At 29.9% G+C, this 17,168-nt stretch carries 16 protein-coding genes; 14 read left to right on the top strand and 2 right to left on the bottom strand.

The genetic code is table 11. The features are described from left to right. Positions 1-338 precede the first annotated feature (338 nt). The 11 genes from V6137_RS13055 (at position 339) to V6137_RS13005 (ending at position 10,422) form a co-directional block, all read left to right on the top strand. Positions 339-515 (top strand): NUDIX hydrolase, encoded by a 177-nt coding sequence (locus tag V6137_RS13055; RefSeq protein WP_425448387.1) that lies wholly within the window; start codon positions 339-341, stop codon positions 513-515. A gap of 82 nt (positions 516-597) precedes the next feature. After that, a complete protein-coding gene (locus tag V6137_RS13050; RefSeq protein WP_425448386.1) occupies positions 598-1,185 on the top strand; it encodes a class I SAM-dependent methyltransferase in 588 nt (195 codons plus the stop codon). A gap of 197 nt (positions 1,186-1,382) precedes the next feature. Beyond that, positions 1,383-2,117, top strand: a complete 735-nt coding sequence (locus V6137_RS13045; RefSeq protein WP_425448388.1) for a GNAT family N-acetyltransferase — start codon at positions 1,383-1,385, stop codon at positions 2,115-2,117. A gap of 260 nt (positions 2,118-2,377) precedes the next feature. After that, positions 2,378-2,836 carry a VOC family protein gene (locus tag V6137_RS13040; protein WP_425448385.1) on the top strand — a complete coding sequence of 153 codons (459 nt, stop codon included), beginning with the start codon at positions 2,378-2,380 and terminating at the stop codon, positions 2,834-2,836. Positions 2,837-2,938: 102 nt separating this feature from the next. Next, complete coding sequence (locus V6137_RS13035; RefSeq protein WP_425448384.1) at positions 2,939-3,463, top strand: GNAT family N-acetyltransferase; 525 nt, start codon at positions 2,939-2,941, stop codon at positions 3,461-3,463. A gap of 244 nt (positions 3,464-3,707) precedes the next feature. Then, on the top strand, positions 3,708-5,390 hold the full coding sequence (recJ, locus tag V6137_RS13030; RefSeq protein WP_425448383.1) for a single-stranded-DNA-specific exonuclease RecJ: 1,683 nt from the start codon (positions 3,708-3,710) through the stop codon (positions 5,388-5,390). 148 nt (positions 5,391-5,538) lie between these two features. Then, entirely contained in the window at positions 5,539-5,964 is a 426-nt protein-coding gene (locus V6137_RS13025) for an HI0074 family nucleotidyltransferase substrate-binding subunit (RefSeq protein ID WP_425448382.1), read from the top strand. A 138-nt stretch (positions 5,965-6,102) separates the two neighbouring features. Further along, complete coding sequence (locus V6137_RS13020) at positions 6,103-6,882, top strand: N-acetylmuramoyl-L-alanine amidase family protein (RefSeq protein ID WP_425448381.1); 780 nt, start codon at positions 6,103-6,105, stop codon at positions 6,880-6,882. Positions 6,883-7,237: 355 nt separating this feature from the next. Beyond that, the gene (gene iorA, locus V6137_RS13015; protein ID WP_425448380.1) at positions 7,238-9,016 is read left to right on the top strand and encodes an indolepyruvate ferredoxin oxidoreductase subunit alpha; all 1,779 of its coding nucleotides are present in this window, start codon (positions 7,238-7,240) and stop codon (positions 9,014-9,016) included. A gap of 1 nt (position 9,017) precedes the next feature. Then, the gene (locus tag V6137_RS13010; protein WP_425448379.1) at positions 9,018-9,593 is read left to right on the top strand and encodes an indolepyruvate oxidoreductase subunit beta; all 576 of its coding nucleotides are present in this window, start codon (positions 9,018-9,020) and stop codon (positions 9,591-9,593) included. A 238-nt stretch (positions 9,594-9,831) separates the two neighbouring features. Continuing rightward, positions 9,832-10,422, top strand: a complete 591-nt coding sequence (locus V6137_RS13005; RefSeq protein WP_425448378.1) for a DUF4230 domain-containing protein — start codon at positions 9,832-9,834, stop codon at positions 10,420-10,422. A 136-nt stretch (positions 10,423-10,558) separates the two neighbouring features. Here the strand turns inward: V6137_RS13005 and V6137_RS13000 are convergent, their stop codons facing one another. Together V6137_RS13000 and V6137_RS12995 are read right to left on the bottom strand one after the other, a co-directional pair. Continuing rightward, positions 10,559-10,768 carry a zinc ribbon domain-containing protein gene (locus V6137_RS13000; protein WP_425448377.1) on the bottom strand — a complete coding sequence of 70 codons (210 nt, stop codon included), beginning with the start codon at positions 10,766-10,768 and terminating at the stop codon, positions 10,559-10,561. 153 nt (positions 10,769-10,921) lie between these two features. Then, positions 10,922-11,716, bottom strand: a complete 795-nt coding sequence (locus V6137_RS12995) for a glycerophosphodiester phosphodiesterase family protein (protein WP_425448376.1) — start codon at positions 11,714-11,716, stop codon at positions 10,922-10,924. A 171-nt stretch (positions 11,717-11,887) separates the two neighbouring features. Here V6137_RS12995 and V6137_RS12990 point away from each other — a divergent pair, with 171 nt between their 5' ends. The 3 genes from V6137_RS12990 (at position 11,888) to V6137_RS12980 (ending at position 17,148) form a co-directional block, all read left to right on the top strand. Continuing rightward, positions 11,888-14,224, top strand: coding sequence for an ATP-binding protein (locus V6137_RS12990; protein ID WP_425448375.1), 2,337 nt, complete (start codon positions 11,888-11,890; stop codon positions 14,222-14,224). Between the two features lie 286 nt (positions 14,225-14,510). Then, positions 14,511-16,370 (top strand): ABC transporter substrate-binding protein, encoded by a 1,860-nt coding sequence (locus V6137_RS12985; RefSeq protein WP_425448374.1) that lies wholly within the window; start codon positions 14,511-14,513, stop codon positions 16,368-16,370. Position 16,371: 1 nt separating this feature from the next. Then, positions 16,372-17,148: a Na-translocating system protein MpsC family protein gene (locus V6137_RS12980; protein ID WP_425448373.1), complete on the top strand. Its 777-nt coding sequence runs from the start codon at positions 16,372-16,374 to the stop codon at positions 17,146-17,148. The last annotated feature ends 20 nt before the right edge of the window (positions 17,149-17,168 follow it).

Here is a 17,168-nt window from a genome sequence, read left to right as displayed (position 1 = left end):
AGGTTAGACATTATACTTCTTTTCAAAATTAGTTAACATCTTATCTCATATTTATACGACGCTAGTCGCTTTTAAAAATTTTCGGATGAAAGTTTTGGTTTGAATAAATCTTCATGCGATTCCCGTGATTATAGAATAATATGGTATAATGTAATGAGTAAAAAAGTGATATAATGAAATTTTACCGATATAGAGAATCGCTAATCCAATAACATTGGACAAAAAAGCGACTGTGGGAAATTAAGTAGTTATGTAACATATCAATATGAAAAGGTCTTTATAGCCTTTGGTTAAATTTAAAAGTAAATACAAACAGAAATTTGTGGAGGATGGTACATATGGCAAGAGCACCATTTCAATGTTTAATAATTCCCTTTATGATAGAAAATAATGTTCCTAAATTTGCTATTTTCAAAAGGGCAGATATGAGAATATGGCAGTTTATATCAGGAGGCGGTGAAGATGATGAAGAAACTGAGTATATTTTTCAAACTGCACATGATACTCTTGAATAGTGCCAGATAGCCTTGTCTCTGATGATAACAGAGTATAACACGATATTTACAACATATCATTTAATTATGGAGGATAGTATATATGGGAATAATTGAAAAGCTAGTTAAGCAATCAGGGAACCCATCGGGTATACTGGGGAGAATTATGGTTAAAATTATGAATCATATAGATTCAGGATTAAATAAGTGGCTACTAGAAAAAATCAATTCTCCAGATGGATATGCCTTGGATATCGGATGTGGGGGTGGAGAAACTATATTTAGTCTGTTAAAAAATAATAAATTAGAGCATGTTGTAGGTATTGATCGTTCTATAGATTCAGTAAATGTTGCTAAAAGAAAGAATTCCTTTCTTATCAATGATGGAAAAGCATATATTATTCAAGGTAGTGTCATGAAACTTCCATTTTTAGAAAATCATTTTGATATTATTTTAGCGGTACGTTCACATTATTTTTGGGATGATTTTGAAAAGGCATTTTCAGAAATATATCGAACATTGAAACAAGATGGTAAAATATTTATTTTTTCAGAAAAATATAAAATACAATATCATATGAAGAAGTACAGAACAGATGAAACGATGACATGTTTTTTACAAAGAATTGGATTTAAGAACATAGTAATAGAGAATAAAGATACGGTTCAATGCATCACTGCTTACAAATAATGGAAACTCTAAAAGGAATAATAGGACTATTGGAATTTCCCGTGGTCAACATAATATAACAAAGTATTCTTATCTTGGACAGGATTCATGAGAGTTGACGGACGTCATGAACACTCGGAACATTGTATAACATGGTACAATAATCATAAAATAAAAATCATCTATAAAAATGTAGATTGAAAGGGGAAAAGTTATTGATGATTGATTTTGAGAGTTACTATAATGACTATCTTGGGATCGGGCAAAAAGAATTAGAGGAAGGGAAAAGAGTGTTTTCTTCAAATCAGAGAAACATTCCACTGAATCATAAGTTCGTTTATAAGCTAATTGGCACTATTTTAAAAGATAAAGTTATTTTTTCAATTGCTCCAGAGTTTTATAATGATTTCAGAAAGTTTATTTATGGAAGAAATATTATAGATTTAGATGATGTAGTAGAGGTTTCTCAGGAATTTTTCAACTCAAGACTTGACGATTATAGTGTTAGGCAAATGTATCGGTTAACTTTGAAAAATGATTATAATCATTCTGATCATGATAGCGTACAAGCAGTACCCCTCACTCAATCTATACTCATGAATTTAATTAAGAACAAGGATGAAGAAGAAAAGATGTTAATATGGACCAAGAAAAAAGAAGAAATTAAAGAAGGTAGAAAGTTTGTTGTAATAAAAAAAGATAGGATTGTTAGTTCAGCAAAAATATCTGATGTAGATTTTTCAGGAGGAAATATTGCTGTTTACACAGATTCTGAGTATAGAAAGTTAGGTTATGGCAAACAAGTTGTAAAAAAGTGCATTAATTGGTGTTTAGAAAAAGAGATTCTACCAATCTACTTAGTTGATATTGAAAATCGGCCATCTGTTAGTTTAGCAGAAAGCTTAGGTTTTGAGATTATGTCAAAGGAAGTAATTGTTTCAATTACTTTATAAAGGATTTGGGATTGTAATCAAAGCAGATTGTTACATCTTTATTTATATGGTTATAAGTTAATACCACTGCACATAACACACAATTAAAGTTCTTTTTGACTAAATTAGGGGCAAGGCTTTGAAGAAGCCAGAGCATATTCTTTCACTAAGCGAGGTCTCGCTAAGGCTCAAGAACGTCTTTAATTAAAACGTTAGAAAAAAGATAATATTATTTACTTAAAAATAGAAAAAGTACAAATTTATAATTCAAAAAATAGCCTTTGATACGTTATGACACAGTTATAAAATATTACAAAACACTGAGAAGATATATTAGAGGAGGAGTTAAGATGAAATTAGGAGCAATTGGTTTCTTTGTGGAAAATTTAGATGTAATGGTTAAATTCTATAGAGATGTAATGAATATGAAGCAAAATGTTGATATGGATGGTTTTGCTGGATTTGTAACAGAAGACGGGTTTTACTTTAATTTGTGCACAAGAGGTGAAAGGGAAAACTTATCATCAATACCGATTTCTTATCCCGAGGGATTAAATGGTACTATGCAGTTGTCTTTTGGGGTTCCCAAATATGAAGATGTTGACACGGAATATGAACGCTTAATAAAAGCAGGTGCAGAAGCTGTTAGCAAGCCTCATACTAAGCCATATGGATTACGAGAAGCCTATGTTGCTGACCCTGAAGGTAATCTTATTGAAGTTGTTTCATCTAATGGCTGATTTTGTGTAATAGAAGATTAAAAGGGATAAAGATTGGTAGTTTCGCATAATGTAGAATATTATTTATAGAATATGAAAATTAAAGTTATGGAGGTGTTGTATTTGACTCAAATTAAATTGATAAAACCTACTTTGAAATATGCTAAGGATATTATGGAATATCGTCAAGAGTTTTTAGACTGCGGTGATAGTATGGCTGGCTGTGGTGACTTGAGGGAATGTTCTTCAGTAGAAGAATGGATTTATGGAATTAACATGGTTGAAAATGAAGAAACTTGTCCAAAAGATAAAGTATGTTCTAATACTTATATTGCAATAAGACTAAATGATAATAAAATTATCGGTATTATTGATTTTAGGCATCATATTAATCATTCTATTTTAAGTGTTTGGGGAGGTCATATTGGTTTTTCCGTTAGACCTTCGGAAAGAAGAAAGGGTTATGCTAGAGAAATGCTTAGACAAAATCTTATCAATTGCAAACAGAATGGATTAGATAAGGTTCTCGTGACTTGTGACTTCGATAATATTGCAAGTAAAAAAACAATAATTGCAAATGGTGGCATTTTTGAAAAAGAAATAATGGTAGATGGAGATAGAATAGAACGTTATTGGATTTTGTTATAAATTACAAAAATGTTACTGCATAAAAAGATGAAATAAATTTAAAATATAAAAGAGCATTATAACAAATTAGAAATTATAAGAATATTTAAAATAAAATGAAAAACTGCAAAAAATATATATAATGGTTCCTTATCTTATAGGTAGACAGATATTTAATTTCTCTTATCTATGATATAATAAATTTAAAATAAATCAGAAGTAAATTTATAATCATAAAAGTTATTGAAATAGGTAGGAGGCAGCTATGGATAAGATTTGGAATTATATTGGACAGAGTAAAGAGGGGCTAAGTGTTATAGAAAATATATTACTAGCAAAGGGAATTACCGATGAAGGGGAAATAGAGGAGTTTTTAAGTGACAAACCTAAAAAGACATATGATCCCTTTATAATGAAAAATATGGACAAGGTTGTAGAAAAAATAAAGTATTATTTAGATAATAATAAAAAAATAGTTATATTTGGTGATTATGATGTGGACGGAGTAACATCCACATCCCTTTTAGTGGAGTTTTTTAGAAATGTAACCGATAATATAGATTATTATATACCTAACAGGTTTTCAGAAGGATACGGACTCAATAAGGAAGCGATAAAGTATGTTAAAGAAGAAATGGACGGAGATTTAATAATAACCGTTGATAATGGAATTAGTTCCTTTAGTGAAGTGGAATATGCTAAGGAAATTGGCATTGATATTATAGTTACTGACCACCATAATCCTCCAGAAAAACTTCCAGAATGTTTAATTATAAATGTTAAGCAGGAAGACGACCAGTATCCATTTAAAGAGTTATGTGGATGTGGAGTTTCATTTAAGTTGGCCCAGGCCTTACAAAGAACCTTAAACTTACCAAAGGGATTACTTACCAATGCTCTAGATTTAGTAACCCTTGGGACTATAGCTGATATAGTTCCATTGGTGGACGAAAATAGAACACTAGTTAAATATGGATTTAAAATAATAAACTCAAATAGAAGATTGGGCTTATCTGTACTAAGGGAAATTGTAGGTCTTAAGGATAAAGAAATAACATCTGGTCGAATAGGATTTATATTGGGTCCATGTTTTAATGCAGCTGGTAGACTTGAGGATGCTAAGTTAGGGGTAAAACTACTATTAGAAAAGGATAAGGATAATGCAATTAAGCTAGGAAATATACTATATAAATTGAATAAAGAGAGGCAAAATGTACAGGAAGAGGGACAAAAGTATTGTGAGCATCTAGTTAAAGAGAAATATATGGACTATGACTTTTTAGTTCTTAGGGCAGATGGTGTATCCGAGGGGGTAATAGGAATAATAGCTGGAAGAATAAAGGATTTATTCTATAAACCTACCCTTGTTGTAACTGAAAGTGATGAAGGATATTTAAAGGGAAGTGGGAGAAGTATTAAGGGGATAAATATATATGATGAATTGGTATCTATGTCCGATTTATTTATAGGATTTGGTGGACATGAGATGGCATGTGGTTTTTCAATAGAAAAGGATAAGTTAGATGAATTGAGGGAAAGACTTAATAATAGGGCTAAGGAGATAAAAAGTGAAGACCCTAATATATTTGTTCCTAAATTAGATATAATAGCAGAAATTAAACCTGAAGATTTAACCATTAATCTAATAGAACAGGTATCAAAACTAGAACCCTATGGCATGGGAAATCCCAAACCATTATTTATGATAAAAGATGTGACAGTTAACAATAATAGAACTAAAGGATGTGGAAAAACCAAAAAACATCTTAAGTTTAGTGGGAAGAAAAATAATATATACTTAAATGGTATAGGTTTTTCAATGGCAGAAGACTACAATAAGATGAATGAACCTAATGCTGTAGATCTGGCTTTCAATCCAGAAATCAATGAATACAACGGAAAAGTTAGTCCACAAATGATTATACAGGATTTTAAAAGATGTGATTAGGAGCTGATAGTATGACAGAGATGGATAAAATGAATTTTAATTGTCCATTGTCAACTGTCAATTGAATTAAGTAGAGGGGAATTCATTCCCCGGTACAATATAGATAATAAAACCTATAAATTAAAACTAAAAGGGTGGGACACTTTTTATGAAGAACTTAAGATATACATTGGAGGATTTGAAAAAGGCCTTCAATAAGTTAAAAGAATGTGTTGCGATGGAGCCTGAATCATATGATCTAGTTGTGGATGCAACTATTTTAAGGTTTGAGTTTACCTATGAATTGTCACTGAAAATAATGAAGACATATTTAAAGCATAAGAAAAATATTGACACTGATAATCCTATAAAAATAATAGAAGAAGCATTTAAAGCAGGTCTAATAAGCCAAGAATATATGTGGTTTAATATGATACAGGATAGAAAAATAACTTCATTTACATATGATGAAGATAATGTGGTGGACTTATTTAATGATATAGCCTACAGGTATGTGGCACTTTTTGATGATTTTATAGAGAATATGGAAATAAAACTTTCAGATAAAGAACTAAAATTAAAGAATAAAGAATAGATAATAAAGAATAGATATGGTGCAAAGTGGCCATAGGCCACTTTGTTTCTATTAAATTTTACGACCATAGGGAGTAAAATCTCCTTATCTATTCTTTATTATCTATTAACTATTCTCTAAATTACGGGTGGTGATTAAATGGGAAGAGATCAATATCAACGGGGAACAATAAAAGTAAAGAGAAAAAGAAGAAAAAAAGTTAGGTTTAAAAAGCGCTTTTATGTTTTTGTATCATTGTTTATATTATTAATTGGATTTTTAATAAGTAGGTTTATTCCAGATGATGAGGCTGTGGTTGTTGCCAATGAAAAGCCTCTAGAGGATTTATTTACTGTGGTTATAGATCCTGGACATGGTGGATATGACGGGGGTACTGAAAATAAAGAACTTGGTATTTTTGAAAAAGATATAGCACTAGACATATCTCTTCAGGTTGGACAAAAGCTAGAAGATAAAGGGATAAAGGTTATATATACTAGGACAGAGGACTATATACCTTGGAAGAAGCAACCTGAGTCTCTAAAAGGAAGAAGTGAAATATCAAATAATTCAAATGCAGATTTATTCGTATCAATTCACGGAAATTACTATGAAAAATCTCCATTAATAAGGGGCATGGAGGTCTGGTGTAGGTTTAAAGATACAGAGGATGAAAGGCTTGCCCAAAGTATTGTAAATAATGTGGGAAGGTTGGATTTTACTGAAATTAGGGGATTAAAATATGAAGATGAAAAGGAACTTTATGTACTGAAAAACACTGAAGCTACATCGGTATTAATTGAATTGGGGTATTTAAGTAATCCAGAAGATGTTAAGACATTAACTTCACAAGAAGGAAAAGAAAAATATGTACAAGCCATATCGGAGGCTATTGTAGAGTTTAAAGAAAAAAACTTTAAATTAAAGAATAAAGAATAGATAAGGAGATATTACTTCCTATAGTTGTAAAATAATATTACATAGGGGGATAGGGCATGGAATTAAATAAGAAAGGGTAAAGAAGAAAAGCGTGGAATGAATTCCATGCTACGGGGGAGTATATATAAAATCTACCTATCATATAAACATATAAATATGATTTATTAGCAGGAAAATTAACGAAATATATAGAATATTTCATATAGTGAGAAAAAATATAATTTTATTTTTAAATATAACATAACCTTCGACTGAAGTCGAAGCTACTTATGTTGTCCATGTTTTAAGGTTTTAATTTATAATTTAAAATTTGAAATTTAAAAGTGCTCACACTTTTATTGTTGGGGGGAAAGTTATGAAGAAATTATTAACAGGTAATGAAGCTGTTGCAAGGGGAGCTTTTGAAGCTGGGATAACCTTTTCAGCAGCTTATCCAGGAACACCTAGTACAGAGATATTAGAAAATATTGGACCATATAAAGAGCATATAACAGCAGAGTGGGCTCCAAATGAAAAGGTTGCCCTAGAGTCCGCTATAGGAGCATCTATAGTAGGAGCAAGGGCTCTTGCTGCAATGAAACAGGTAGGAGTAAATGTGGCAGCAGATCCATTGTTCTCATTTGCTTATACAGGATCTAATGGTGGTATAGTTTTAGTTTCAGCAGATGAACCGGGAATACATTCATCCCAGAATGAACAGGACAATAGAAACTATGCAAAATTTGCAAAAATTCCTATGGTTGAGCCCAGTGACAGTCAAGAGGCTAAAGATATGGTTAAATCTGCTATAGATATAAGTGAAAGATTTGGAACCATAGTAATGTTAAGAATGACCACAAGAATATGTCATAGTAAGGGTGTAGTTGAATTTTATAATAGGGAAGAAGTTGATAAAAAACCCTATATAAAAAATCCAAAGAAATATGCCACTACACCGGCATTTGCTAGAGGTATGAGGGTTGAAATCGAGAAAAGACTAGATAAACTTAGAGAATTTGCAGATGAAACTGATTTAAATTATTTTGAATGGAATGATAAAAAAATAGGTATTATATCTTCCGGTGTGGCATATCAACATGCTAAAGAAGTATTTGGAGATAGTGCATCCTATTTAAAATTAGGCTTTACATTTCCATTACCAATGAAAAAGATCAGAAAATTTGCATCTGAAGTTGATAAACTATATGTAATCGAAGAAGTGGAGCCATATATAGAAGAGCAAATAAAGGCAGAAGGGATAGAATGTATAGGAAAGGATAAAATTCCTAATATAGGAGAATTAAATGCAGATATAATAAGGGAAGTTTTATTAGATGATAAGAGAGATGTTATAGATTGTGATACATCAGATATAGTTCCAAGACCTCCATCTCTTTGTGCGGGATGCCCCCATAGGGGATTATTTTATGAACTAGCTAAAAAGAAAAATATAATAGTTACAGGTGATATTGGATGTTATGGTTTAGGGGTTGCAGACCCATTAAATGCAGTTGACACAATTATATGTATGGGAGCCAGTGTAAGCGCCGGTCATGGAGCTCAAAAAGCTTTAAATAGATATAATGATGATATGAGGGCAGTGGCAGTTATAGGGGACTCTACTTTTTTCCATACGGGAATGAATAGTTTATTAGATATTGCATATAACAGAAGTAATACAGTAACAATTATACTTGATAATAGAACCACTGGTATGACTGGACATCAAGATAATCCCGGGACTGGCTATACCCTACAGGGAATGCCAACAAAAGAAGTTGATATACCTAGGTTGTGTAATGCCATTGGAATAGATAACGTAAAGGTGGTAAATCCCCTTAAATTAGAAGAAGTTAAAGGTACATTGGATTGGGCCCTTAGTCTTGATGAGCCATCGGTTATAGTTACAAGGTGGCCCTGTGTTTTAAAAAGACATTCAGAACTTGACAAAGAGGAATTTGGAGACTATGTAGGTCTTTGTAAAGTTGATAAGGATAAATGCATCGGATGTAAAAAGTGTATAAAAACAGGTTGTCCTGCTTTACACTTTGACAAAAAAAGTAATAGTGTAGTAATTGATAAGGTCCAGTGTGTAGGATGTGAAATCTGTATGCAAGTCTGTCCTGTGGATGCAATAGAAAAGGTGGGTGAGTAATATGGTAGAGACAAAAAGCATATTATTAGTTGGAGTAGGAGGACAGGGAACAATCCTCGCTAGTAAAATACTATCAACGGGATTAATAGAGTCGGGATATGACGTCAAAATGTCTGAAATTCATGGTATGTCTCAAAGAGGAGGCAGTGTTACCACACAGATAAGGTATGGTGATAAAGTAAATTCCCCAATTATAGGGAAAGGTGAAGCTAATATATTAGTATCCTTTGAAGTTATGGAAGCCCTAAGACGTATTGAATATTTAGATCCCAATGGAAAAATGGTTATTAATAATTATAGGATACCATCGGCACCTATACTTACTGGAAAAAGTGAATATCCAGAAGGAGTAATAGAGAGAATAAAAGATAAAGTAGATACAACAATATTAAATGCTGCAGATATGGCAGAAGAGCTAGGAAACCCAAAGGTAATGAATGTAGTTTTGTTAGGTGCGTTAATTAAGGCAATGGGATTAACAGATATTAATTGGGAAGAAATTATAAAAGAAACGGTTAAGGAAAGATTTATAGATATAAACATAAAGGCATTGAATATGGGAATGGAAAGCTTGTAGGGTTTTTATAGGGGAGGATTCAACAATTTGAGTTCTCCCCTATAATATTGTACCAGCAAATCCCTGCACCCTGTTCTTTGCACTCTGCACAAGACAAAGAAGTACCAAAGGTGACTTTGTTTTTTACCCTTTTAAAATAAGTACTAATAATATATAATTATAATAAAATTAGACATGAATAAAGTGAAAACTACTTAGACATACAGGATATTACATGGATTTTAAAGGGGTGAAGAAAATGAAAATTATAAAAAGTAAAAGAAATATTTTAATTGTTATTTTAATGACATTAGTAGTAGGATTATCAATTATTGCATTTGGAGATATGGTAAAGGATGAGGAAACTATAGGTTCTGATATTGTTGAAAAGGAAATACTTAATATATCAGAATTATCCACTATAAAATATAATTATAAAAATGTAGCTAAATACGAAGATGTTAAAAAGTTTAAAGGAATAAATATTCCCTTTACTAGTAAATCTTTTTTACTAGTGTATTCAGGATATGTTAAAGCGGGGGTAGATTTAGAAGATATAGATATATCCATAAAAGATGACAAAAATATAACGATAAAAATGAATGAAGCTAAAATATTAGATAATGTAATCAATGAGAAAGAAGCGGAGATGTATGATGAAGATTCAGGTTTATTTAATAAACTGAAATATGATGACCTCTTAGGGGTACTATCATTGGAAAAAGAAAAAATAAAAGATGAGTTAATAGAAGATGGTTTCTTAGATGAGGCCAATAAACATACGGAAAAATTAGTGAAAAATATGTTGGGGAATATGGGGTTTGAAAAAGTCGATATATATTTTAGATAATATTAGGACAAGCTTATAGAAGTGTGGAATAAAGTATTAGATAATTGGTTGTGGGATTACGAATTCCCCAACAACTGATTGAGGAGCAATGTGCAGAGTACAAGATAAAAGAATACCACTTACAAGTGGTATCTTTTTATCCTCCAAAGAAGAAATCAAATATATTGCTTAATTCACTAGAGCTAGCTCTATATAGTTCTGTAAATTTACATTTAGTACATGTTACAGTTGTAAACTTCTTATTTTGAACATCAAATAATTTCGAAAGGGTTCCTCCAGTTGCTTGAAATTGGTCAGTTTCATAACCATGGTTGCCACATTTAGGACATTGCCAGCTTCCTTCCATAATAGCCCTCCTTTAAAATAAGTTAATTTATTAATATAAGTTATTCTACAAAAAACAATCTATTCCTTCTTTTATTTTATATAAAGTCAAAATACATCAACCTCTAAATATATTTATATGGAGATGGATATATTAAGTCTTAGCCTTCTTAACTTAGATTTTTTTTAGAATACTAATTAATATATCCGGTCTATCGGTTATAATACCATCACTACCTAATTTAATTAATTTTTTCATTTCCTTTCTATCGTTAATAGTCCAATAGTATACTTTTATATTTTTCCTGTGGGCGGAATTAATAATAGATTTTTTATCTAGTGATAGACAGCCTTTTTTATAGGGAATTTGAAGTGTTGAATACACGATAGTATTAAATGAATTCAAAAATAGCTTATTGAATATAATGAATTTTAAGGTTTCATTGGTTGATGCCGATGTATTGATGTTATTTTTTGTGATTTCTCTAAAATAATATATTGTATCATTATTAAAACTTCCTATTACTACTTTATCTTTCATGTTATACCTATAAATTAATTTTTTTAATTGCTTACTAGCCTTATATCCTAAAGTTCCATTATTTTTTATGTCTATTAGCATATTCATATTATTATGTTTTATAAATAAATCCTTTAGCTTTGGAATGGGAATATATTTATCTCTATAGGGATATTTACCGTGGATATTTTTAAATCTATAACCAAAATTATAATTTAATAGTTCTTTATATGTAAAATTACTGATAAAACCCTTACCATTGCTTGTTCTATTAATAGTATTATCATGATTAATAACTAAAATGTCATCCTTTGTAATATGTATATCTAGTTCTAAAGCATCAACTCCTAATTTTACTGAATTATCAAAGGCCATCATGGTATTCTCGGGATATAAATACATACCACCTCTATGGGCTATGACTAAAGTATTATAAACTTGATTTTTCAAAATAACCTCCTGATATAAAAAAGTTTATACATATATATGTTCTAAAAGATTAAGTTATTCAATAAAAGTATATTTTTACAAAATTCGACAATAATATTTAAAGGAATTTTTTAGTTTGAGTAGAATAATATTACTGAAAAGAAAGTTTTTTTATCGAATGGGGGAGTTAAAATGTTAGGGGTACAAACGCATAACAATAACAGGGGAATCTTTTTTACGTCTAAGGTTCAAAAAATTCTATTTATTTGGATATTTTCTGTTATTGTTCTTTATCTAAGTACCAGAAGTTATTATATTTTCCATAGTATAGTGGAAGGGGGTTGCTTGGTAATAGCTGTTAATTTTGCCATACTCACTTGCAACATATATAAACATAAATACAATAGTGGATTTATTTTTATTGGTGTTTCATATGGTTTTTTATCGGTTTTAATTTTCTTACACATGGTATCCTATGATAAAAATCCAAATTTTTCAAAACAGATAATGAATCTATCTTGGTATTTTGAAGGTATAGCTCTGCTGATTTCTATATTATTAACCAATAAAAAAGTTGAATTTGAAAAAATAGTTTATTTTAACAGCATAATATTTACTATATTTTTATTTAGCATAGTTGTCTTTAAAATATATCCTATATGTTATGTCGAAAATATAGGCGAGAGTTTGTTCAATACAAACAGTAGATACGTAGTTTCAATAATTTTATTGGTAAATTTATTGCTAGTCAATAAATATAAAAGATATTTTCCGTCAAACATAGTCAATCTAATATACTTTTATTTATTCTTTAAAATATTCTATCTAATAACACCTATGCTTTTATCCTTTGACTTAAAATCAAGTTATATAATTTCAGAATTTTTCAAATTAATATCTTTCTGTTTAATGTATAGATGTAATATAAAGGAAGGCTTTAAAAAGACTATAAATAAAATAATTGAAAACAAAGATTATCACCGTAATCTGATTGAACTTTTACCAAATGGAGTTTGTGTCTTGAGAAATGATATTATCACATTCTCAAATGAAACTTTTACAAATATATTAGGGGCTAAAAGAAATGATACATTTAAAAATATGTCAGTCTATGATTTTTTACATTCTGGTTATTATAGAAAGCTAGATAATGCAATTATAAAGGCTAAAAAAGGTATTGTTTCTAAAAACATTGAGATGAAAGCTGTTAGGATTAATGGTGAGATTATAGATATACAATTAACTATAACACCATTATTGGTTGAGGAAGGGGAAATGTTAGTAGTTATAAAAGACATAACTAAAGATAAGGAAAATGAGAGAGAATTGATTGAAACTAGGGAAGAATATGAAAAATTATTAGAGCTTCTACCGGAGGGAGTAGCTGTTATAAATCAAGGTAAAATTGAGTATGCCAATAAAAAATGGGCTGAATATGTAGGTGCCAATAGTCCTAATGATATAATAGGAAAATACCATGGGGATTTCATGAAGGTACATCCTGATTATAAGGAAATATCTTCAGAAAAGGTGAGAAAGGTAGTAAAAGAAAAAAAAGAAGTGGAGTTTTTTGAAAAAAAAGTTATAAGGTCAGATAATACAGTAATAGATATGGAGTTTGCAGGAGTCCCCCTTATAAATAAAAACGGGATAGCTTTACTATGTGTAGCTAGGGATATGTCCGATAGAAAAAATGCAGAAAAAAGTAAAAAAAGGCTTATGGAGGCTATGGAAATAAGTAAACTGAAAAGTGAATTTTTTGCCAATATATCCCATGAGCTCAAAACACCAATAAATGTTATATTAGGTTCTGTACAATTATTGATGTTATATGTAAATTCCCATAAAAGTGATGATAATAATGTCAAAAAATATTCAAAGGTTATTAAACAAAATTGTTATAGATTAATAAGATTAGTTAATAATTTAGTGGATAGTACTAAAATAGATTCTGGATATTTTAAGCTTCAAAAGAAGAATGTAAATATAGTAAGTGTTATAGAAAATATAACACTATCAGTTGCTAATTATGCAGAAAACAAGGGAATAAATGTTATATTCGATACCGTTGAAGAAGAGATAGTAACAGCTTGCGATTCGGATAAAATTGAAAGAATAGTTTTAAACTTACTATCTAATGCCATTAAGTTTACTGATTCAGGGGGTAAGATAGAGGTTATTATTAATAAGATAGATAACAATATAAATATTTCAGTTAAAGATACAGGTGTAGGAATTCCCGAGGATCGTCTAAATGATGTTTTTGAAATGTATCATCAAATTGATAAAACCTTAAAACGAAATAGGCAAGGAAGTGGTATAGGTCTTTCTTTGGTTAAGTCTTTAGTAGAATTGCATGGGGGTAAAATATCAGTAGATAGTAAATTAGGTAAGGGAAGTGAGTTTATAATTAAAATGCCTATAGAAATTTTAGATGAAAAAGAAGATGAAATAAATAATGAGTATGAGATAGATAATAATAACTGTATAGAAAAGATAAATATTGAGTTTTCCGATATATATAGCTAAATATAAAAATAAAAAAGGTAACCTTCTAATGAATTGTGAGGTTACCTTTTTTATAAAAAATTAAGTGGATATAATAAAGTCACATCAAGTTAAATAGAAGTTGTGAAAAATTTTGAGATTTGTATAGTAAGAACCATATATTTGTGGTTCACATCTCCTGCTCTCTGAACCTTGCACCCTGCACTGAACAAAGGAGTACCAACGGCACCTTTGTTCATGTTTACCAATGCATTAACAATATAAAGTGGTAAAATATTATATATAATGAGATAAGGAGAAGATTATAATGGATAGGATAGTTACTAGATATATATCAATAGCTACCATAATAATTATACTATTTGTTTCATCTAGCAATCCTGTGTATAGTAAAAATGATAGTGATATAACATTACAGCTTAGATGGAATCCTCAATTTCAATTTGCTGGATATTATATGGCTAAATGGCTTGGTTATTATAAAGATGAAGGATTAAATGTAGATATAAAGGATGGATTTACAGAGGATGGGGAAATACTATCGGCAACAAAGGAAGTATCAGAGGGGAGAGCAGATTTTGGAATAGGCGCCTCTAACATATTATTAGCTCAAGATGAGGGAGCTGATTTAGCAGTTGTGGCTTCTATCTTCCAAAGAAGTCCTGTAGAATTTTATATGTTAGAAGAAACTCCTTATAAAACAGTCATAGACTTTACTAGATTAAATACAGCTAGAAGGAAGAATGATTTGTTGGATATAGAACTTCAAGCTATGCTTACAAACGAAGGAATTAAATATGAAAATTCGAATCTGCTTAAAGAAAATGTTGATTTTACTATAAAAGACCTTACTTCGGGAAAATATGATATAGTTCCAGAATACCTTGGAACTATATCCTTTAATGCAAAGAAAAATGGGATTAAATTAAAGAAAGTAAAACCAATAGACTATGGAATAGATTTTTATGGAGACTCTCTTTTTACCACAGAGGAATTCGCAAGTATAAGACCCGAAATAGTGGAAAAGTTTAGAAAAGCAAGTATGAAGGGATGGGAGTATGCCTTAGAGCATCCTGAAGAGACCGCTCTAAAAATTACAGAAAAATTTGGAAGCAACAGGGAATTATATAACGAATTGGTTGACTATAATAAATTTCAGGCTACAAAAGTGATGGAAGCCACACTATATCCTGTTGTGGAACTTGGAAATGTAAATCCCCATAGATGGAATAAGATGAATAAAATATTGATAAACTTAGGGTTTGTAGATGAAAATATTAATATGGATAAATTTATATTCGATTATGAAAAAATTGTTAATACTAAAAAAAGAAAGTTAGTTAATAATATTATAATTTTTTTGACTATATGTTTAATACTTTCTATAATTATATTTATATTATATTTAACCTCTAAAAATAATAGACTTAAAGAGGAAATGGCTGAAAATAAAAGAAAGGAAGCCATTATTATTTATCAAGCCAGACTAGCAGCCATGGGTGAAATGATAGCCAATATAGCCCATCAATGGAGACAGCCATTAAATAGTTTAGGACTTATATTATCAAATATAGAAGATGCCTATAGATATAATGACTTAGATGATAAGTACTTAAATAAAACTATTGGAAAGTCTAGAAGGTTAATAGAGAATATGTCCCAAACTATAGATGATTTTAGATATTTTTTAAGTCCTAAAAACCAAAAAGAATCTTTTATTGTTTATGAAAAAATTAGTGCAGTTTTAGATTTGATTGAAGAAAAACTAAAAATAAAAGACATCAACGTAAAGTTTGAAAAAATAGAGATGACAGAGGGATATGGATATCCAAACCAATTTTCACAGGCAATATTTAATGTGATAAACAACTCTATAGATGCCCTAGTATCTAATAATATAAAGAAAAAAAGTATAAGAATATATATTTATGAAGAAGAGAATATGGTTGCAATTAAAATCAATGATAATGGAGGGGGAATAGATAATAGTATAAAGGACAAAATATTTGATATGTATTTTACTACAAAAGACAAAACAAAGGGAACAGGTCTTGGTCTTTATATGACTAAAATGATTATTGAAAATAATATGGATGGAGAACTATCCGCCCAAAATATAAAAGATGGTTTATCTATGAAAATAGAAATTCCAAGGGGGAATGAATGATATGGATGATAATAACAATTTGCTTTATAACTTAAAGGTACTTTTGGTAGAGGACGAAGATTCTGCTAGGGAAGAACTAGCTCGATTTATAAAAAGAAGGGTAGGAAAACTTTACACAGCTAAAAATGGAAAAGAAGGGTTTGAAGAGTTTAGTAAATACAAACCAGATATAGTTATAACAGATTTAAAAATGCCAATTATGGATGGCCTTGAAATGATAAAACTTATAAGGGATAAGGGATATGATTGTTCTATAATAATTTTATCAGCACTATCCGATAGTGAGACTATTTTAAAAGCTGTGGATATAGGAATCGTTAAGTATGTGGTAAAGCCAATAAATACAGAAGAACTTATTGAAAATATAGAAGCTATAGCATCGGATATACTTAAAAATAAATTAAATGAATCGGTTGTAAATAATTCAATGCTATTAGATAAAGGAGAAAAAAATAAATTAGAACAAAATATAAAGGGGCAGGTTGCACATTTTATAAAGGAGTATTCAGGAAAAGGACCTAGGAATATTAGGGCATTTATCCAAGGTAACAATATAGAAATAAAAGCAGAAGGGGTTTTGACTTTGTTTGAGAAAAGCATAATAAGTAATAAAAAAAATAATACATTGGTAGAATATAATAGAGAGCTTTTCTACAAAGAAAACAAGCGGGATCTTGAAGAAAAAATAGAAAAGGTAATTAATAGTAAAGTTTCTCTAATAGATGTAGAATCTAATTCCTTAAAGGATAAAGATAATCTCACTTTATCTTTCTTGTAAGGATAAACTTGAAAACGTTA

Origin of the sequence: Dethiothermospora halolimnae (assembly GCF_037577855.1) — a bacterium.
In the GTDB taxonomy this organism is placed as follows: Bacteria; Bacillota; Clostridia; order Tissierellales; family VENL01; genus Dethiothermospora; species Dethiothermospora halolimnae.
The sequence above is the reverse complement of the archived record's forward strand: the minus strand, read 5'-3'. Positions and strand labels throughout refer to the sequence as shown.